The 19,952-nt window shown below is 65.2% G+C and carries 15 protein-coding genes; 8 read left to right on the top strand and 7 right to left on the bottom strand.

The window, feature by feature from the left end:
- Nucleotides 1–128: 128 nt before the first annotated feature.
- The 4 genes from QUG03_RS07445 to QUG03_RS07430 are packed head-to-tail and all read right to left on the bottom strand — an operon-like array spanning nt 129 to nt 4,977.
- The gene (locus QUG03_RS07445) at nt 129–1,691 is read right to left on the bottom strand and encodes a DNA recombination protein RmuC (protein ID WP_500819818.1); all 1,563 of its coding nucleotides are present in this window, start codon (nt 1,689–1,691) and stop codon (nt 129–131) included.
- Nucleotides 1,691–2,278, bottom strand: a complete 588-nt coding sequence (locus QUG03_RS07440; protein WP_500819739.1) for an AAA family ATPase — start codon at nt 2,276–2,278, stop codon at nt 1,691–1,693. Before QUG03_RS07440 ends, QUG03_RS07445 begins: the two co-directional genes overlap by 1 nt.
- The gene (gene recJ / locus QUG03_RS07435; protein ID WP_500819738.1) at nt 2,275–3,963 is read right to left on the bottom strand and encodes a single-stranded-DNA-specific exonuclease RecJ; all 1,689 of its coding nucleotides are present in this window, start codon (nt 3,961–3,963) and stop codon (nt 2,275–2,277) included. Before recJ ends, QUG03_RS07440 begins: the two co-directional genes overlap by 4 nt.
- Nucleotides 3,964–3,969: 6 nt before the next feature.
- The gene (locus QUG03_RS07430; protein WP_227108235.1) at nt 3,970–4,977 is read right to left on the bottom strand and encodes a hypothetical protein; all 1,008 of its coding nucleotides are present in this window, start codon (nt 4,975–4,977) and stop codon (nt 3,970–3,972) included.
- Between the two features lie 240 nt (nt 4,978–5,217).
- Between QUG03_RS07430 and QUG03_RS07425 the strand changes: the two genes are divergently transcribed.
- From QUG03_RS07425 to QUG03_RS07405, 5 genes are all read left to right on the top strand, one after another.
- Nucleotides 5,218–6,552 carry a M23 family metallopeptidase gene (locus QUG03_RS07425; RefSeq protein WP_107799195.1) on the top strand — a complete coding sequence of 445 codons (1,335 nt, stop codon included), beginning with the start codon at nt 5,218–5,220 and terminating at the stop codon, nt 6,550–6,552.
- The gene (locus tag QUG03_RS07420; protein ID WP_227108233.1) at nt 6,552–7,649 is read left to right on the top strand and encodes an anhydro-N-acetylmuramic acid kinase; all 1,098 of its coding nucleotides are present in this window, start codon (nt 6,552–6,554) and stop codon (nt 7,647–7,649) included. The genes QUG03_RS07425 and QUG03_RS07420 overlap by 1 nt, the downstream gene beginning before the upstream one ends.
- A 116-nt stretch (nt 7,650–7,765) precedes the next feature.
- Nucleotides 7,766–10,063 carry a DNA translocase FtsK gene (locus QUG03_RS07415; protein WP_235088788.1) on the top strand — a complete coding sequence of 766 codons (2,298 nt, stop codon included), beginning with the start codon at nt 7,766–7,768 and terminating at the stop codon, nt 10,061–10,063.
- Between the two features lie 59 nt (nt 10,064–10,122).
- Nucleotides 10,123–11,211 carry a ferrochelatase gene (gene hemH / locus QUG03_RS07410; protein ID WP_107799198.1) on the top strand — a complete coding sequence of 363 codons (1,089 nt, stop codon included), beginning with the start codon at nt 10,123–10,125 and terminating at the stop codon, nt 11,209–11,211.
- Nucleotides 11,212–11,490: 279 nt separating this feature from the next.
- Complete coding sequence (locus tag QUG03_RS07405; protein ID WP_019101420.1) at nt 11,491–12,714, top strand: branched-chain amino acid ABC transporter substrate-binding protein; 1,224 nt, start codon at nt 11,491–11,493, stop codon at nt 12,712–12,714.
- A 148-nt stretch (nt 12,715–12,862) separates the two neighbouring features.
- Here QUG03_RS07405 and QUG03_RS07400 read toward each other — a convergent pair whose 3' ends face one another.
- The 3 genes from QUG03_RS07400 to QUG03_RS07390 are packed head-to-tail and all read right to left on the bottom strand — an operon-like array spanning nt 12,863 to nt 14,810.
- Nucleotides 12,863–13,678 (bottom strand): crotonase/enoyl-CoA hydratase family protein, encoded by an 816-nt coding sequence (locus QUG03_RS07400; RefSeq protein ID WP_227108216.1) that lies wholly within the window; start codon nt 13,676–13,678, stop codon nt 12,863–12,865.
- Nucleotides 13,675–14,169, bottom strand: a complete 495-nt coding sequence (locus QUG03_RS07395) for a DUF4442 domain-containing protein (RefSeq protein WP_227108215.1) — start codon at nt 14,167–14,169, stop codon at nt 13,675–13,677. The genes QUG03_RS07400 and QUG03_RS07395 overlap by 4 nt, the downstream gene beginning before the upstream one ends.
- Before the next feature lie 56 nt (nt 14,170–14,225).
- Nucleotides 14,226–14,810: a TetR/AcrR family transcriptional regulator gene (locus QUG03_RS07390; RefSeq protein ID WP_107799199.1), complete on the bottom strand. Its 585-nt coding sequence runs from the start codon at nt 14,808–14,810 to the stop codon at nt 14,226–14,228.
- A 223-nt stretch (nt 14,811–15,033) separates the two neighbouring features.
- Here QUG03_RS07390 and QUG03_RS07385 point away from each other — a divergent pair, with 223 nt between their 5' ends.
- The 3 genes from QUG03_RS07385 (at nt 15,034) to QUG03_RS07375 (ending at nt 19,862) form a co-directional block, all read left to right on the top strand.
- Nucleotides 15,034–17,082 carry a site-specific recombinase gene (locus QUG03_RS07385; protein WP_235088789.1) on the top strand — a complete coding sequence of 683 codons (2,049 nt, stop codon included), beginning with the start codon at nt 15,034–15,036 and terminating at the stop codon, nt 17,080–17,082.
- Nucleotides 17,083–17,298: 216 nt separating this feature from the next.
- On the top strand, nt 17,299–18,657 hold the full coding sequence (gene fliD / locus QUG03_RS07380) for a flagellar filament capping protein FliD (protein ID WP_253314233.1): 1,359 nt from the start codon (nt 17,299–17,301) through the stop codon (nt 18,655–18,657).
- Between the two features lie 209 nt (nt 18,658–18,866).
- A complete protein-coding gene (locus QUG03_RS07375) occupies nt 18,867–19,862 on the top strand; it encodes an LD-carboxypeptidase (RefSeq protein ID WP_227108212.1) in 996 nt (331 codons plus the stop codon).
- Nucleotides 19,863–19,952 lie beyond the last annotated feature (90 nt).

Here is a 19,952-nt window from a genome sequence, read left to right as displayed (position 1 = left end):
TTGATTCGTAAGGATGAACAGGCCGCGCTGCGATTGCGGGTGCATTCACGCGCCCGCCGCAGGGCGGCCAGCATAGGTAATGACAGCTCATATTCTATCACGAAACGGTCATCTCCAACGGACTTCCGTCAGTCCGGACCGGGCTCTTCCGCCCCTTCCGCGCCCTCGTCTTCCGCCGCGCCCAGTTTAAGATGCTGCTGTAATTGCTTGTTATTGCGCACCCCCAGCTTGCGCAGGCGCTCGGCGCTGGCGACCAGGTTGCCGCGGCCGCTGGACAGCTGCTTCATCGCGTCGCCGAAGCTGTCGCGCGCCACGTCCAGCTGCTTGCCCAGCTTTTCCAGATTGGCGGCGAAGCCGACGAATTTGTCGTACATCGCCCCGCCCTGGCGCGCGATCTCCTGGGCGTTCTGGTTCTGGTATTCGTAGCGCCAGATGCTGGCCACGGTGCGCAGCGTCGCCAGCAGGGTGCTGGGGCCGACGATCATGATGCGGCGCTCGAAGGCCTCGTTGAACAAGCTCATGTCCTGCTGCACCGCCAGCAGATAGGCCGGCTCCACCGGGATGAACATGAACACGAAGTCCAGGGTGTTCAAGCGGTACAGGTCCTGATAGCGCTTCTCCGACAAGGTGCGGATGTGGTTGCGGATGGCCGCGACATGCGCCTTCATTTCCGCCGCGCGCTCGGCCTCGTCCTCGGCGGCGGTGTAGCGCACATAGGCGTTCAAGGACACCTTGGAATCCACCACCAGCTGCTTGCCTTCCGGCAGGTCTATCACCACGTCGGGCTGGTAGCGGCGGTTGCCGTCCTCGCCGGCCACCACGTCGGACACTTGCACCCGGTATTCGCGGTCCTTGTGCAGACCGGAGGTTTCCAGCACCCGTTCCAGCACCATCTCGCCCCAGGAGCCCTGCGCCTTGCTGCTGGCGCCGGTCAAGGCCCTGGTCAGCGCGATGGCGTCGTCGCCCAGCCGGCTGTTGAGTTCTTGCAGGCGCTTGAGCTCCGCCTCCAGCGACAAGCGCCCCTGGCTGTCTTTTTCATAACTGTCCTGCACCAGCTTGCCGAAATCCTGCAGCCGCTGCTGCAAGGGCCCGAGCAGATGGCCGAGGTTCTGCTGGTTCTGCTCGGTGAAGCGCTTGGCCTTCTCTTCCAGGATGTCGCCGGCCAGGGCCTTGAACTGCCCCGCCATGCTTTCGCGCGCCTCGGTCAACAAGGCCAGCTTTTCGGCGTTCTGGCCGCGCTCCTGCTCCAGCAAGGTCGCCAGCTCCTGCTCGCGCGCGGTGAGCCGGGTGATTTCCTCGCCCTGCGTCTGCGCGCGCCCCTGCAAAACGGCCAGCATCTTGCCCTGCTCCTCGCTGGCGGCCAGCTGCGCGCCAAGGCGACGCAGTTCCGCCTGCAGCAGCTCCAGCTGCCTCTCCCGCTCCTGCGCCTGCCGCTCCAGCTCCGGCACGCGCTGCGCGCGCGCCACATAGGCGCCCAACTGGGTCTGAACATCGCCCAGTTGCTGCCCCTGTTGCTGCACTTGCGCCAGCGCGGCCCGTTCCCGCTGCCTACACTCTTCCAATTGCAGGCGCGACATCTCCTGCTGCGCCCGCAGATCCGCCCCCTCCCGCGCGAAGCGCCCGCGCAGCAAGGCCGCGGCCGCGCCGGCGGCCAGCAAGCCCAGCAACAGACCGATCACCAACATTTCCATCATGAAGCCTTAAATTGGCTGGCCGGCTCTCCATGGCCAAGCCGCGATTGTTCGATGACGAAGCGGAGTCGCTGGGCCAAGGGCGCCGGCGGCACTTCGATGACTTGATAAGCCAGACGCCGATACGTCCGCTCCATCGCGGCGCAAGTGCGCTCCGCCTCGGCAAAGCTTTGCTTGCGCTCCTGATCCTGAATAAAGATTTCGCGCCACGGCGGCAGCAAAAACACTTGGCGATGGTAGGGAAACCGCTCGGCGGCAGCTTGCATATGCGCAGGTATCGGCAAGCCCTGCAAATCGAGATAGCCCAAGACATCGGGCAGGCCGCGATCGAAGAACACCGGCCCGGGCAAACCCTCGGCCAGCCGCAGGCTGCGCAACTCCCAGGCCAACATCGCCTCGGCGAAAGCGCCGGGGTCCACCCAGGGCAAGGCGCGTCCGCCGATCAACGCCTGATCCTGGATGACGGCGCGGCCGGCCTCGTCCATCACCGAAAACCCGGCGGCACGCAAGGCTTCCAACAAGGCGGTCTTGCCGGCGCCCGGACCGCCGGTCAGCACCAGCCGCCGCGAATCCGCCGGCCGGCTCACGTCGCCGCCCAGTGCTGCAAATACACTTGCAGTTCCTTGCGGCCCTGCCACTCGTTGGCGATCAACTGGTAGACCGCGTCGACATTGTCCGGCAGCCACTCCACCTGATTGAACAGCATGGCGTCGAACTCCTCGCCATCGCGCGCCAGCCGCAGCTTCAGGTGCTTGTCGCCGACCACGCGCTGGCTCATCACCGCAAAACGGTCGTGAAAATACGGCACTGGGAAGCCCTGGCCCCACACTTCGGCCGCCAATTGCTCGGCGAACGCCAGGTTCAATTCGCGCGGCGCCAGGCTGCCGTCGGTTTCTATGGTGCGGGTCAGGTGGCGTTCTTCCAGCAGTTCGCGCGCCACCGCCTCGAAGGCGCGCTGGAATTCGTCAAAGCGCGATTGCCGCAGGCTAAGGCCGGCCGCCATCGCATGGCCGCCGAACTTGAGGATCAGGCCGGGATGGCGCTTGAACACCAGGTCCAGCGCGTCGCGCAGATGGAAGCCGGGAATCGAGCGGCCCGAGCCCTTGATCTCGCCGTTGTCGCCGGGCGCGAACACGATGGCCGGCCGGTGGAAGCGCTCCTTGAGCCGGGAGGCGACGATGCCCACCACGCCCTGATGCCAGTCGTCGCGGAACAGGGTCAGCGTATAGCGGTTGTCGGCGTCGATGCCGGACAGCGCCGCCAGCGCCTCGTCCTGCATGCCGTGTTCTATGCTGCGCCGCTCGCGGTTGAGCTGATCCAGCTGCTGCGCCAGCCGCTGCGCCTGCTCCTCGTTGCCGGACAGCAGGCAGGCGATGCCCAGGCTCATATCGTCCAAACGGCCGGCGGCGTTCAAACGCGGGCCCAGCGTGAACCCCAGATCGAAGGTGTTGGCCTTGTAATGGGCGCGGCCGGCGACGCGGAACAAAGCGGCGATGCCCGGCGCCATGCGGCCGGCGCGCATGCGCTTGAGGCCGTTTTCCACCAGGGTGCGGTTGTTCTGGTCCAGCCGCACCACATCGGCCACCGTGCCCAGCGCCACGTAATCCAGCAGTTCGCCCAGATTGGGCTGGCCGCGCTCGTCGAAGACGCCGCGCTGGCGCATTTCGGCGCGCAAGGCCATCAGCACGTAGAACATCACGCCGACGCCGGCCAGGTTCTTGGACGGGAATTCGCAGCCCGGCTGATTGGGGTTGACGATCAGCGCCTCCGGCAAGGTGTCGCCGGGCAGGTGGTGATCGGTGACCAGCACCTCGATGCCTCGCGCCTTGGCGGCGAGTACGCCGTCCACGCTGGCGATGCCGTTGTCCACGGTGACGATGATGTCCGGGCTTTGGCGCGCGGCCAGCTCAACGATCTCCGGCGTCAGGCCGTAGCCGTATTCGAAGCGGTTGGGCACGATGAAGTCGACGCGCGCGCCCAGCATGGACAGACCCTTGACCGCTACCGCGCAGGCGGTGGCGCCGTCGGCGTCGTAATCGGCCACCACCAGCAGCCGTTGCCGGCCGGCGATGGCGTCGGCCAGGCGGCGCGCCATCAGCAAGATGTTCTTCAGGCTCTGATAGGGCAGCAAGGCCTTGAGGCCGTAATCCAGCTCGGCGCAGTCGCAAATGCCGCGCGCGGCGTACAGCCGCGCCATCAGCGGGCTCAGACCCTGGCGCAGCAATTGCTCATGCGTGTCGGCGGGAATGGTTCGGGAAACGATTTGGGACATGTTTTCTCAATACAAGGCGGACAGCGGCAGCGGCCGCTTCCAGAATTTCCACAGGTCGTTGCGGCGCGCCCTCAGCTCCAGCCCCTCGGGGCCGTGCGCGCGCAAGACCAGGCTGTCGATCCGGCCCTGGCGCAGCGCCTGCAGCAAGGGCGCGAACCAGTCGCGTTCCAGGCGCTGCAGCGCTTCGCGCCAGCCCCAGGCGTCGCGGTACTGCGCCGCCGCCTGCAGCGCGTCCAGCACCAGCAGGCTGTCGCGGCCGCCGGCCTGATCGACGAAGCCGGAAAAATCGTAAGGCGCCGGCAAGCAGGGTTCGCCGGCCTCGGCGGCGATCCAGCCCAGCCAGTCCTCGTCGGCGAACACCTGCTCGGCCGGCGCGCGCCAGCCCGGCTCCGCGCCGCCGCCCCACAGCCACAGGCTGTTGACGCCGAGTTCGCCGCGCGCCTCGCGCTCGTCGTTCAATGGATGGGCGTACAACAGCATCTGCAATTCATTCAGCAGCCGGCTCCAGTCCAGGCCGCGCTCGCCCTGCGGCAAATGCGCGTTGATGTCCTCGCCCACCACGTCCGGCAGCGGACTGAAGCTCGCGGCGGCCGGCGCGTCCAGCTGCAGCAGCCAGCGGCCCGGCTCCAGCGGGTGGATGCGCCAGCCGTCGTCGGCGAAATGACGGTTCGCCGCGTCGGCCAGGGTTTCAGCCTCGGCCTGGCTCAAGCTCATCACGCCGATATCGGCCAGCAAGGCGCGGTCGCGGTCCACGCGCACATGCACCGGATCGGCCAGCAGCCAGTCCCCCCGCTCCGCCGGCAGGCCGGCGCCGCGCGCCCGCAGCCGCGCCAGACCTGCCGCGGAGCCGCGCCACGGCGCGGTCAATAATTCGCTCAGCGCCGCCGGCCTGGCGGCGCGTTCGCCCTGGCCCAGCAGACGCTGCAAGGCGGGCAAATCCAGGCCCTTGCACACATCGGCGCCGTCGTGGCCGTCCAGCCAGAGCAGACCGGGCAACAACAATGTCAATTTCATTTATCGCTACACATGGATGACAAGATCGAAGTAATATCAAAGCCTTGCAAAAACGCCCTGGCATGGGCGCCCGGCGAAATCAGGCGGATAGCATCCGGAATCGCGGCTATAATTTACAGTTTGCACAGGAACTTATGCCGCGCAAGCTCCCCAAATGTTGAGACGCGGCCGCAAGGCCTGTGATTGGCAAATACGGAATTTACATAAGGTTGGCTCATGGCCAGCCTTTTATAGTGAACGATGGATTATCGCAAACTGCTACATATCCCGCAAAAATGCTTCCACAAGCTGATGAACCACCATCTGAGCTTGATCGGCGCGGCCGCCTCCCTACCCTTGTTCGGCATGGCCACCGCTTTCGCCGTGGCTCAGAACGGCGCCCAACCCGCCGCCGCGGACATCCAGCAAAAAGAAGTGACCGAACAACTCAGCCTGCCCGCCTTCAGCTTCAGCGAGAGCGGCACCCGTTATTGGCGGGACGAGGCGATACAGCGAGGCGACACCATCGCCCGCGTGTTGAACCGGCTGGGCATCCGCGACAGCGAAGCCAACCGCTTCCTGCACTCCAGCCCCTTGTCCAAGGACCTGCTCAAGCTGAAGACCGGCGCCACGCTGTCGGTGCAAACCAACGATCTGGGCGAACTCTTCGGCCTGCGCTTCCTCAATGACGACGAGAACGGCGAACAGGTGCTGGTGGCCATCGAAAAGGTCAAAGGCGAATGGCAGGCCAGCGCCGACCCGATCGCCACCGAGGCGGTGCAGACGGTGCGCTCGCTGCTGATCACCCGCTCGGTCGGCGCCGCGCTGGCCAAGGCCCAGGTGCCGCGCGACATCCGCGCCCAGCTGACGGAAATCTTCGCCGATCAGTTCAACATCAACTCCCTGGGCAAGGGCGACCGCATCAATCTGGTGTACGAAACCCTGCTCTACAACGGCGCGCCCATCGCCGCCGGCAACCTGCTGGCGGTGGAAATCCAGCGCTCCGGCAAGCTACACCAGGCGTTCTACTTCGCCCACGACAGCGAATCCGGCGCCTATTACGACGCGCAAGGCAAGCCGATCAAACAGGGCTTCAGCCACCAGCCGGTGGCCAACGCCCGCATCAGCTCCGGCTTCGGCTTCCGCAAACACCCGATCCTGCGCTCGCTGCGCCTGCATTCCGGCGTGGACTACGCCGCCGTCACCGGCACCCCCATCATCGCCCCGGCCGACGGCACCATGGTCAAGGTGGAGCGTCAAAACGGCTATGGCAATATGGTGGAAATCCGCCACAATCAGAAAATGACCACGCTGTACGCGCACATGAGCCGCTTCGCCCAAGGCGCCCGCTCCGGCAAGAGCGTCAAGGCCGGCGAGGTGATAGGCTATGTCGGCAGCACCGGCCGCTCCACCGGCCCGCATCTGCACTTTGAAGTGCGGATCAACGGCCAGGCGGTGGACCCGGCCACCAACGCGCTGCCGACCCCGGGCCTGAGCGCCACCCAGCTGGCCGAATTCAAATCCGGCAACCAATCGCTGACCGCGCACCTGAAACTGCTGCGCGAACTGCCCACCAATATCGCATTGCTAGACTGATGAATGAACGCTTGATCGGACTGATGTCCGGCACCAGCCTGGACGGCGTCGACGCCGTGCTGGTGCGCTTCGACGAACAGGGCGCGCCCAGCGTGGAAGCCGACCACTTCGTCGCCTACCCGCCGCGGCTGCGCGAACAGGCGCTGGCGCTGCAGGCGATCGGCGACAACGAACTGGACCGCGCCGCCCGGTTGGCCAATGAACTGGCCGAACTCTACGCTCAGGCCGTCAACGGCCTGCTGGCGGCCGAGGGACTGAAGCCGGCCGACATCGCCGCCGTCGCCAGCCACGGCCAGACCATACGTCACGCGCCGGACGCCGGCTACACCTGGCAAATCGGCAATATGGCCCGCCTCGCCGAACTGAGCGGCATCGACGTGATCGCCGACTTCCGCAGCCGCGACCTGGCCGCCGGCGGCCAAGGCGCGCCCTTGGTGCCGGCCTTCCACCAGGCGGTGTTCGGCGCGCCGAAACAAAACCGCGTGATCCTGAACATCGGCGGCATCAGCAATCTGACCCGGCTGCATCCGGGCCAGGCGGTGGTCGGCTTCGACTGCGGCCCCGGCAATATGCTGATGGACGCCTGGTGCCTGCGCCACCAGGGCCGGCCCTACGACGCCGACGGCCAGTGGGCGGCGCAGGGCGCGGTGGAGAACTCGCTGCTGCAGGCGCTGCTGGACGAACCCTTCTTCCGTCTGCCGCCGCCCAAGAGCACCGGACGCGATCTGTTCGACCTGCCCTGGCTGGAGCAAAAGCTGCTGGGCCGCCATGTGCCCGCCGCGGACGTGCAAGCCACGCTGCTGGAATTGAGCGCGCGCGGCATCGCCCAGGCCATCGCCCTGCACTGCCCCGGCAATCAGACGGTCTTCGTCTGCGGCGGCGGCGCGCGCAACGGCGCGCTGATGCGCCGGCTGGCCGCGCTGCTGCCGGAGCAAGCCATCGCCGGCACCGCCGCGCTGGGCCTGCCCGAGCACCAAGTGGAGGCCGCCGCCTTCGCCTGGCTGGGCTGGCGCTTCTTGCGCCGCCTGGCCGGCAACCTGCCGGAAGTGACCGGCGCAGCCGGCGGACGCGTGCTCGGCGCGCTGTATCCCCGCTAAGCGTTTCAATAGGGAACGCCATCAAGTCTTGTCAGCGGAGCTGAATACATTCCGACACGCTTAAACCGGGCGTGTCAGGCTATAATCAGCGACAGTCATAGCCGAACAAGAGAAAAATGCGACTTTTCAAGCGCAAAGCCGTAGTCAAAAACAGCCAGACGCCGCTGCCGCCGCAGCTGGCCTCGCTGCTGCGCGAGGCGTGGTGGCTGCTGATGGCCGTGCTGGCCGTCTATCTGGTGCTGGTGCTGGCCAGCTACTCCCCGCTCGACCCCTCCTGGTCCCATAGCTCTTCCGACCCCACGGTGCGCAACTACGGCGGCGCTTTCGGCGCCTGGCTGTCCGATATGCTGCTCTATGTGTTCGGCCTGTCCGCCTGGTGGCTGGTGGTGTTCTGCCTGGTGGCCATCGCCTGGGGCTATCAGCGGATGGAAACCCTGGGCTTCAAGCTCAATCCCATCACCGTCGCCGCCATCGGCGGCTTTCTGCTGCTGCTGTTTTCCAGCGCCAGCATTGAAGCCATCATCCTGGCCGAAAAAGCGCTGAATCTGCCGCTGTCCGCCGGCGGCATGCTGGGACATTTCATCGGCCTAGGCATCGCCCACGGCCTGGGCCTGTCCGGCGCCTATCTCTTGCTCAGCGTGCTGGCCGCCATCGGCTTCTCCCTGTTCACCGGCCTGTCCTGGCTGGACATCATGGAACGCCTGGGCGGCGCGCTGGAAGACGGCGCCCTGAAGCTGTGGCACAGCTGGCAGGCGCGCAAGGACAGGGAAATCGGCAAGGAAACCGCGCAGAAGCGCGAAGCCAAGATCACCACCGAGAAAAAGAAGAACGAAGAGAAAATCCCTCTGCGCATCGAACCGCCGGTGCTGGACGTGCCGCTGTCCACCAAGGCGCAAAAGCCGGTGCAGCACTCCTTGTTCGCCGATCCCAAGGACGGCGCGTTGCCCGGCCTGACGCTGCTGGAAGCGCCCAAGGAGCAGCAGGAGCCGGTATCGCAGGACACGGTGGAATACACCTCGCGGCTGATCGAACGCAAGCTGGCCGACTTCGGCGTCGACGTCAAAGTGGTGGCCGCCTATCCCGGCCCGGTGATCACCCGCTACGAGGTGGAGCCCGCGGTGGGCGTCAAGGGCGCTCAGGTGGTCAACCTGATGAAGGACTTGGCGCGCGCGCTGTCCCTGGTGTCCATCCGCGTGGTGGAGACCATTCCCGGCAAAACCTATATGGGCCTGGAGCTGCCCAATCCCAAACGCCAGATCGTGCGTCTGTCGGAAATCGTCGGCTCCGACGGCTACCAGAACATGGCCTCCCGGCTGACCATGGCGCTGGGCAAGGACATCGCCGGCCAGCCCGTGTCCGCCGACCTCGCCAAGATGCCGCACGTGCTGGTGGCCGGCACCACCGGCTCCGGCAAATCGGTGGCCATCAACGCGATGATCTTGTCCCTGCTCTACAAGTCCACGCCCAAGGAAGTGCGGCTGATCATGGTCGACCCCAAGATGCTGGAATTGTCGATCTACGAAGGCATTCCGCATCTGCTGGCCCCGGTGGTCACCGATATGAAACAGGCCGCCAACGCGCTGAACTGGTGCGTGGCGGAAATGGAGCGCCGCTACAAGCTGATGTCCAAGCTGGGCGTGCGCAATCTGGCCGGCTTCAATCAGAAGATCAAGGACGCGGACAAGGCCGGCGAGAAGATCCCCAACCCCTTCAGCCTGTCGCCGGAAACGCCTGAACCGCTGGACACCCTGCCGCTGATCGTGGTGGTGATCGACGAGCTGGCCGATCTGATGATGGTGGCCGGCAAGAAGATCGAGGAATTGATCGCGCGGCTGGCGCAGAAGGCGCGCGCCGCCGGCATCCATCTGATCCTGGCCACTCAGCGGCCGTCGGTGGACGTGATCACCGGCCTGATCAAGGCCAATATCCCGACGCGGATCGCCTTCCAGGTGTCCAGCAAGATAGACAGCCGCACCATTCTGGACCAGATGGGCGCGGAAACCCTGCTGGGCCAGGGCGACATGCTCTATCTGCCGCCGGGCACCGGCTACCCGGTGCGGGTGCACGGCGCCTTCGTCGCCGACGAGGAAGTCCACCATGTGGTGGAGTTCCTGAAAAGCACCGGCGGACCGGACTACGTGGAAGGCATTCTCACCGGCCAAAGCGAGGGCGACGACGGCGCGTCCTCCGGCCTCGACGGCGAATCCGACGGCGAAGCCGACCCGCTTTACGATGAAGCCGTCGCCATCGTGCTCAAGACGCGCAAGGCGTCCATCTCCTCGGTGCAGCGTCATCTGCGCATAGGCTACAACCGCGCCGCGCGGCTGATCGAGCAAATGGAGTCCGCCGGCCTGGTTTCGGCGATGGAAAGCAACGGCAACCGCGCAGTGCTGGCGCCGTCCCGCGAAGACTAAGACAAGCCACCAAACCCGGCCGGGCGCCATGCCGCCCGGCCTCAACCAAGAGGTCCCGCATGGCGGATTTCAAGCCCGAACCCCCGTTTCGTCACGACTACGCGCCCAAGACCGGCGTGCTGCTGATGAATCTGGGCACGCCGCAAGCGCCCACCGCCAAGGCGCTGCGCCCCTACCTGAAAGAATTCCTGTCCGACCGCCGCGTGATCGAAATCCCCCGCGCGCTCTGGTGGCTGATCCTCAACGGCGTGATCCTGAACACCCGCCCGGCCCAATCCGCCAAGAAATACGCGGCGATCTGGGAAAAGGACGGTTCGCCGCTCTACACCCACACCCGCAAACAGGCGGCGCTGATCAAGGGCCAGTTGGGCGAGATGGGCTTGCGCAATCTGGTGGTGGACTTCGCCATGCGCTACGGCGAGCCTTCGGTGGAAAATGTGATCGCCCGCATGCGCGAACAAGGCGTGGAACGGCTGCTGGTGCTGCCCTTGTATCCGCAATACGCGGCCTCCTCCAGCGCCACCGCCTTGGACCAGGTCTTCCGCGCGCTGATGAAGCTGCGCAATATGCCGGAGCTGCGCACCGTTCGCCATTTCCACGACGACCCCGGCTATATCCGCGCGCTGGCGGAACAAGTGCGCGCGCATTGGCGCGAACACGGCCGCGGCGACAAATTGGTGATGAGCTTCCACGGCGTGCCGCGCTTCACCCGCGACAAGGGCGACCCCTATCACTGCGAATGCCAGAAAACCGGACGCTTATTGGCGGAAGCGCTGGGCTTGACGCAACAGGAGTACCAAGTCTGTTTCCAAAGCCGTTTCGGCCGCGCGGAATGGCTGCAGCCTTATACCAGCGAAGTATTGGCTCAGTTGGGCAAAGACAAGACCGGCAAGCTGGATATTCTCTGTCCCGGCTTTATCGCCGATTGCCTGGAAACGCTGGAAGAAATCGCGATGGAAGGCAAGGAGACCTTTCTCAGCCATGGCGGCGGCGAATATCGATACATTTCGTGTTTGAATGAAAACCCGCAATGGATTCACGCAATCTCGACTATGATCAAACAGAATCTGGCGGGATGGTGCGAGGCCCCGGAGGAAAACGCCCCGCTGCGCCAGGAACGGGCCAAGGCCTTGGGCGCCAAAACCTGAAACCGGACTGCCGGCAAAAATCCGAACAAGTCGTTTAAATTCAAAAACTTGAAAAACAAGAAACGCCACCTGGCAGTTATTCCAGGTGGCGTTTGCGCTTTAGACACACCATTACCCAAGAAGTTTACAAATAGTTGCACCCCTCCCCGGTTTTGACATTGACACTCGCGCAAACAGCTACCCATAATCAAACGCAACCAATGGTCATTTTCACCAAATACCGTTGGCCACAAAGAGATGACTAGAGTCTACAGAATAGAGAATCAGGGGATACATCACATGAACAAATATGTCCGCCTCAGCGTCATTGCCGCTGCCGCCATGACCCTGGCCGCCTGCGGCAAGCAAGAGCAACCGGCCGCCAACCAGGCGGCTTCGGCCCCGGCTCAAGCCGCAGGCGACGGCGCCGTCGTCAAGATCGGCCAGGTATCGCCGATGTCCGGTCCGATTTCCCATCTGGGCAAGGACAATGAATACGGCGCCAAGCTGGCCATCGCCGACCTGAACGCCGCCGGCGTGGAGATCGGCGGCAAGAAGCTCAAATTCGAACTGGTGTCGGAAGACGACCAGGGCGACCCGAAGATCGGCACCCAAGTGGCGCAGCGCCTGGTTGACGCCGGCGTGGCCGGCGTGGTGGGCCACCTGAACTCCGGCACCACCATCCCCGCGTCCAAGATTTACTCCGACGCCGGCATTCCGCAGATCTCTCCGTCCGCCACCAACCCGGACTACACCAAGCAAGGCTTCAAGACCACTTTCCGCGTGATCGCCAACGACGTGCAGCAAGGCCGCGCGCTGGGCGAATTCGCCGCCACCGGTCTGAAAGCCAAGAAGATCGCCATCATCGACGACCGCACCGCCTACGGCCAGGGCCTGGCCGATCAGTTCGAGGCCGCGGTCAAGGGCAAGGGCGCCGAAGTGGTGAAACGCGAGTTCACCACCAACACCGCCACCGACTTCAACGCCATTCTGACCTCGATCAAGGCCAGCAAGCCGGACCTGATCTTCTACGGCGGCATGGACGCGCAAGCCGGCCCGCTGGCCAAGCAGATGCAGCGCCTGGGCCTCAAGGCCAAGCTGATGGGCGGCGACGGTTGGCAGACGCCGGAATTCATCAAGCTGGCCGGCGAGGCTTCCGACGGCCAGTACGCGTCCAGCTGCGGCGTGCCGCGCGACAAGATGCCGGGCTTCGCGGCGTTCAACGACAAGTTCAAGAAGCAGTTCAACACCGAGGTGCAGATCTACGCGCCGTATGAGTACGACGCGGTGATGGTGTTGGTGGACGCGATGAAACGCGCCAAATCCACCGACCCCAAAACCTATCTGGCCGAAGTGGGCAAGACCGGCTACACCGGCGTGACCGGCAAGATCGCCTTTGACGACAAGGGCGACATCAAGAACGGCGCGGTGACCGTGTACCAGGTCAAGGGCGGCAAGTGGGAAGTGGTGTCCACCGTCGGCGGCGAAGCCGCCGCCGCGCCGGCCGCCAGCGCCGCCCAGTAAGCCCAGTCCTACCGCTTGAACCGAAGAGGCGCTCCGCGCCTCTTTTTTTTCGCCCCGCCGCTCACGAAGCGCGGCGGCGGGTGAACGGGGCCAAGAACGAACAATGGCGCCCTAAGGCGCCATTGGAAACCCGCGAGACAAGCCTCGCTCAGTCGCGGAACTGCGCCGCGTGCCCGGTCAGGATGGCCATGCCGGCCTTCTGGATGTCTTCGGAGATCAGCATCGCCGCGTTCCAGTTCGCCACATATTCAAGGCCGTCCGCCACCGAGTGGTCCCGGCTGTAATTGAGCACCTCCTTGCAGCCGCGCATCGCCAGCGGCGACTTGCCGGCGATCAGCCGCGCCGATTCCAGCGCCGCCGCCAGCACCGCGTCCGCATCCGGCAGCACGCGGTTGACCAGGCGGATGGCCAACGCTTCTTCCGCCGTCGCATCGCGGCCGGTCAAGGCCAGCTCGCGCGCCAGGCCTTCGCCCACCACCCGCGGCAGCCGTTGCAGCGAGCCCACGTCCGCCACCATGCCGACGTCGATCTCGCGCACCGAAAACACCGCGTCCGCGGCCGCGAAGCGGAAATCCGCCGCCAGCGCGATGTCGAGGCCGCCGCCGACGCAGGCGCCGTGCACCGCGGCGATCACCGGCTTGCGGCAACGCTCCAGGCTGTTGACGCAGCCCTGCAGATCCAGGATCAGACGACGCAATTTCTCGCGCTTGCGCGCCTCGCAATCGTCGGCGATCTCCGCCTGGACGCCCATCAGCATGCCCAGGTCGATGCCGGAACAGAAATGACGGCCCTCGCCGGCCAGCACGCCCACGCGCGCGGCCGGGGTGTCGTCCAGCCACTCGAAGGCGGCCCGCAAGTCCTGCCACATCCGCTGGTTCAGCGCATTGGCCTTGTCCGCGCGATTGAGGCGGATCAAGGCCACGTGTTCGTTCAGCTCGACGCGTATCGTTTCCAGATTGATCATGCCGCCGCTCCTTGTTCCGGACGTTTCTTGGGAATCCACGCCCACAGCATTTCGCATTCGATCGGCGATTCGCCGGACTCGTCGGTGACCAGCACCGGCACCAGCACCTCGCCCTTTTCCGTGTCGTGCATCAGCTGGATCTGCTCCGCGTTCAGGCTGGCCACCGCGCGCATATCGCCTTGCGAGCGGCGCACGTAGTTGACCTTCATCGATTTGAGCAGCATCAGCTTGTCGTCCGGCATATTCATGCCGACGACGAAGCCGGTCGAGGTCTCCGCCAGCAGGGCCATCGCCGCGGCGTGCACGCCGCGGATGTGGTTCTGCACCTTCTTGCGGTTGCGGATGGACACCGTCAAACGCTGATGGCCCACCTCCTCGAAACGCAGGCCCGCGGTGGACAGAAACGGCACGATCTTGCCGAACATCATGCTCAATACCGTACTGCGCATTCCCGCCGGCAACTTGCCCACTTTGTCGGCAATGCGGCTCATGCTGTTTTTCTTGTACTCCATGTAGCGCCCCTCTGTTGTTGTCGTGATTCCGGCACTCAATGCCCGCCCAGGCCCAGCACCGCGCGCACTTGCTGCTTGATGGTCTCCAGCGCGTGCTGATCTATGCGCGCCAGCTGCAGCGCCCCTTGCAAGGCGGAGAACAGCATCATGCCGATGGCCTCCGGCGTGCCGGCGTAACGCATCTGGCCGCTGGCCGCGCCGCGCCTAGTGATGTCCACCGCCCACAGCCGCATCTCGTCGATGAAGGCCGCCGCTTCCCGCTGCATTTCCTCCGGCAGCGTCAGGAATTCGGTGCTGAGAATGCCGCTGGGACAGATCTGCCGGTGCTGCCGGTAATAGCTGTCGCTCAGACCGAAATACGCCTCCAGCTGCGCCTGGGGATCCAGCGCCGCCTGCTGGTCGATGAAGCGCTGGAAACGCCGGCGGTAACGCTGGATCAAGGCCACGCCCAGATCGCTTTTCTTGGGGAAGTGATAATGAATGGCGGCGTTGCGCACGCCCAGCTCCGAGCTAATGTGCTGGTAGCTGAAAGCGTTGAAGCCCCGGCTGAGCAGCAATTGCTCGGCGATGTCCAGGATGCGCTTGCGGGTGTCGGTCTTGGGATCTGGGCCTTGAGTCATGCGAAGCACTCTACTTACTGGTCAGTAAGGTGTCAATTGCGCGATTTTGCAAGCAAAGCTGGAAACTGAATCAATCGTCCCCATCTCTAAACCCCGATGCCGATTCCACGCGCCGCCGGCCGTCCGCGCCGCGTCGGAAAATCAGCCCGCTTGCGCCTACCATTAAGGTCATGGGCCGGAATCGCGCCCCCATCACCCACTAGCCCCCTAACCAGCACCCTAGATGAGCGAAAACAATCAGTCCCCCAGCCTGGAGCAGGCCTTGCGCCAGATCAGCCAAGCGCCGGCCCAGCTCGACGCCCTGTCCGCGCTGCTGCAGTGCCTGCGCCCCGACGACGCCGGCAAGCCGCAACAAGCCGTCGTCAATCTGCAGGCGCTGTCCTATCTGCTGGAACACCATGCCGAATACCGCGCGGCCCTGCGCAAGGCGCTGCTGCAATTGCTGACCGAAACCCGGCAGATTCCGCTGTACACCGAATGCGGCATCCTGGCCAACGAAGGCTTCGGCTCCACCTTGCTGCGACGCGTCGGCGAACGCATTCTGCCCATGCCTTATAAGGCGGATTCGCTGCAGGACCGCTTCAGCCGGCTGTTCAGCTGGAAGCAGGACTACATCTGGCTGGCGGCCATCCCCGACGCCACCTGGCACGCGCTGTGGCGGGCGATGGCCTGGCAGGAGAACGACAACGCCGACGGCTGGCAGCAGACTCGGCTGCAGTTGCTGGAATCGGTGCAAGTGCTGTCGGCCCAGATCACCGCCATCGGCCTGGAGCCGGAGCTGGTGCGCATCAATCCGGACATCGAACGCTTCGAATCGCCGTTTCTCAATCTGAACGCCGAAGTGCAGCGCTACGTCGACGGCTACCGCCGCGATCTGATCGAGGGCCTGCCGCGCGCCGAGGACGACAAGCACGTGCTGGTGCTGCTGGACCAGTGCGAAAGCATACTCAACAAGGTGCGCAAGAACGCGCGCCGCTTCGGCATCTCGGTCAACCTCACCTACCACGGCCTGCGGCTGGCGCAGAGCATCGCCCGCATCCGCGCCTTGCTGGCCATCCTGGACCCGGAACACGACCCGGCCGCGGAACCGCACTTGTTCCAGCTCATCGTCACCTTCGCGCGCGCGGAAAACCGCAAATACAGCCTGCGCGATCTGTTCAAATCCAATGTGGAGCTGCTGGCGCTGCAAGTCACCGAGCACGCCGGCCGCCACGGCGAGCACTACATCGCGGAAAGCCGCAAGGAGTGGTCCGCCATGGCCAAGGCGGCGATGGGCGCCGGCCTCATCGTCGGCTTCATGGCGCTGATCAAGCTGATGCTCAGCCGCGGCCACCTGCCGCCGCTGTGGGAAGGCATCGCCTTCGGCCTCAACTACGCGATCGGCTTCATCATCGTGCAAATCCTGCACCTGACCATCGCCACCAAGCAGCCGGCGATGACCGCCGCGCGCATCGCCGCGGTGCTGCACGAAAACAACGGACAAAAGAAGCAGCTGGAGGACCTGGCCGACCTGGTGGTCAAAGTGATGCGCACCCAGTTCGTCGCCATCCTCGGCAATGTGCTGCTGGCCATCCCCACCGCCGGCCTGATCGCCTTCGCCTGGCAGGCCGCCTTCGGCGCGCCGGTGGTGGACGTGGCCAAGGCGCAAAGCCTGCTGCACGACATCGACCCCATCCACAGCCTGGCGCTGCCTCACGCCGCCATCGCCGGGGTGTTTCTGTTCCTGTCCGGCCTGATCGCCGGTTATTACGACAACAAGGCGATCTACCGCCGCATCCCTGAGCGCATCGCCTCCCACGCCGGGCTGAAGCGGCTATTGGGCGAAAACCGCGCCTGGAGACTGGGCAACTATATCGAACACAATCTGGGCGCGCTGGCCGGCAACTTCTACTTCGGCATGTTCCTGGGCCTGACCGGCACCATAGGCTTCATCCTCGGCCTGCCCATCGATATCCGCCACATCACCTTCTCCGCCGCCAATCTGGCCTTCGCCACCGTGGCGCAGGACTTCCAGCTGCCCCTGGCCACCGTGCTGCTCGGCTGCGCCGGCGTGGCGCTGATCGGCCTGACCAATCTGGCGGTCAGCTTCTCGCTGGCTTTGTGGGTGGCCTTGCGCTCGCGCAAGCTGTCCGGCAGCCTGCTGTGGCCGCTGGTGCCGATGCTGCTCAAGCGCTTCCTCAGCGCGCCGCTGTCCTTCTTCCTGCCGCCCAAGACCGTCGCGCAGGAAGACGCCGCCGCGGACCCCGCCGCCGAGCTCAAAAACCACTCTTGAGCCGCCGCAGGGCCGTCAACCGCCCGGCCCGGCCCGCGTTATTGCGAGAGTCGGGCCGGGGATTAAAGTTGACGGCCAAACGGCCGATAACATGACAGTATTCCCCCGCCGGCTGGCAGCCGGCGGCCCCGTGATGGAACACGCAACGACCACAACGCTTGATTTTCTCGCAAGACAAGCGCGCCAGCGGCAGCGGCGCGCCAGGGAGGCGTCGTCATGGCATCCATCACCACCAGCGTAGGGCCGCTGGACGTGCAAAGCATTGTCAGCCAGCTGATCGCAGTGGACTCGCAACCGCTGACCCAAAGCCAGAGCCGGGTCAGCAATTATCAGTCCCAGCTCAGCTCCATCGGCCAGATCAGCTCCGCGCTGTCCAGCCTGCAGACCGCCTCCACCGCCATGGCCTCCGGCAGCTTTCTGCAGCAATTCCAGATCGCCTCCACCGACAACACCATCGCCAGCGCCAGCGCCACCAGCGGCGGCGTGGCCGGCAACTACGCGCTCAACGTCACCCAGTTGGCCCAGCCGAGACAACTGGTGTTCGACCAAACCTCGGGCGGGCAAGCCATCACCGACCAGAACGCCGCGCTGGCCGGCGCGCCCGGCGCGCTGAGCTTCACCGTCAACGGGACCACCAGCACCGTGCAGCTGGGCCAGAACGGCTCCGCCGTCTCGCTGTCCTCCATCGCCGACAGCATCAATAGCGCCGGCATCGGCGTCAACGCCTCGGTGGTGGAGTACAACAGCAAGTTCTCGCTGGTGCTGGCCTCCGCGCAATCCGGCCCCGCCAACGCCTTCAGCATCGCCGCCGGCGGCAGCGACAGCGGCGCCGCGTCCGGCAACACTCTGGCCGGCCTGAGCCAGAGCGGCGCGGCCGCCGGCGAATCCGCGGCGGCCCAGGACGCCTTGCTCACCGTCAACGGCGTCAATGTGTCCAGCAGCAGCAACACCCTGAGCAATGTGATCAACGGCGCCACCGTCAACCTCAACAAGCTGGGCCAGGTGACGCTGAACATGAGCCAGAACACCGCCAACGTCACCTCCACGCTGCAAACCTTCGTCAGCGCCTACAACCAGGTGATCAGCGCCAGCAACGCCGCCCTCAACGGCAGCATGAAGAACAATAGCGACGTCATCGGCCTGCAAGAGCAGCTGTCCGGCCTGCTCAGCACGCCGGTGCCGGGCGTCAACGCCTCCTCCTCTTACGCCTATCTGGCCCAGGTCGGCATCACTCAGCAGGCGGACGGCACGCTGAAACTGGATTCCAGCGCCTTCACCACCGCGCTGAACGCCGATCCCGGCGCGGTGGCCAATCTGTTCGGCAACGCCCAGAACAACGGCTACGCCAACGCCTTCAACACCGCCATCAACAACCTGCTGGGCCCCAACGGCATGATCACCGCCGATCAGGGCGACATCAACGTCAAGATCAACGACGAAACCAATCTGCAGGCTCAGCTCAACAACCAGTTGGCCAACGAGAAAAGCTCGCTGCTGAACGAATACACCGCGCTCAACAGCGAGCTGTCGGCCATGCAGCAGTCCACCTCCAGCCTGGCCAATCTGCTGGCTTGAGCGCGGCGACGCCGGCGGCGGCGCTCTGCGCCGTCGCGGCGTTTGCCGTATACTGACGCAACTCACGCAGCCTCGCGCTGTCGAACCCCGTTTGCACCGGCCCTTCGGCCCCGGATTCAATGACTGCCCGCATTCAATACTCTCGTCGCCAACTACTCCAGATGGGCGCGCTCAGCGCCGGCCTTGGCCTCTTGCAAGGATGTCGCACCATGGTTGACCAATCCCTTCCCGCGCCGGCAGCCGTCGGCAGCAGCCTCTATTTCACCGCCTGCTCCGGCCCCTTGCCGGACGCGCGCCAAAAGCAGCAAGCCGTGGAGCGGCTGCGCCTGGCCGGCTATCAGCTGGAAAACGTCCAGGCGCTGGACCGCCGCCATCAGCGTTTCGCCGGCAGCGACGCGCAAAGGCTGGCCGACCTCAATCAGCTGATCTCGCGCCGCAGCGCGCCGCAGCTGCTGGTGGCCGGCCGCGGCGGCTACGGCGCCACGCGGCTGCTGCCCCACATCGACTACGGCCGGCTCTGCCCGCTGCTGCGCGAATCCGGCAGCCAGCTGATCGGCTACAGCGACTTCACCGCCATTCAGCTGGCCTTGCTGGCCAAGGGCGGGCTGGGCAGTTTCGCCGGCCCCATGGTCAGCGACTTCGGCGCCAAACAACCCAGCGCCTTCACCCTCAACGAATTCCTGACCACCACCACCACGGCCAACCGCCAGCTGCGCGTCGACGCGCCGCAGCGCCACAACGCCAGCGGCGAAGGCGTGTTCTGGGGCGGCAACCTCAGCGTGCTCAGCAGCCTGGTCGGCACCCCCTACCTGCCGGACATCAAGGGCGGCCTGCTGTTCCTGGAGGACGTCGCCGAACAGCCCTACCGCATCGAACGCATGCTGCAGCAGCTGCATCTGGCCGGCGTGCTGGCCAAACAGCGCGCCATTTTCATCGGCGATTTCAATATGAGCCGCCAGGTCGACCTCTACGACCCCGGCTACACCCTGGACGCGGTGCTGGCGGAAATCCGCCGTCTGACCGGCGTTCCGGTGCTGACAGGCATTCCTTTTGGTCATGTCCACGACAAGACCACGCTGCCGCTGGGCTTCCCGGCCCGCTTCAGCGCGGACGGCGGCGGCCTGACGCTGCAGTTCTTCGACTACCCGGTGACGCCGGCCAATCCGCAACAAAAAGAACTACTTAGCGTTTCCGCGCCGCTCTAGGGCGCTCGCGCCTCCCGCCGCCCGCGCGCGGCGCGCCTTGACGCTCCTGCGAGACTAGGGCAAGTTTTTCCGCTTGCCCGCCATCCCTCA

Source organism: Chromobacterium sp. CCUG 30098, from assembly GCF_059916605.1.
The sequence above is the reverse complement of the archived record's forward strand: the minus strand, read 5'-3'. Positions and strand labels throughout refer to the sequence as shown.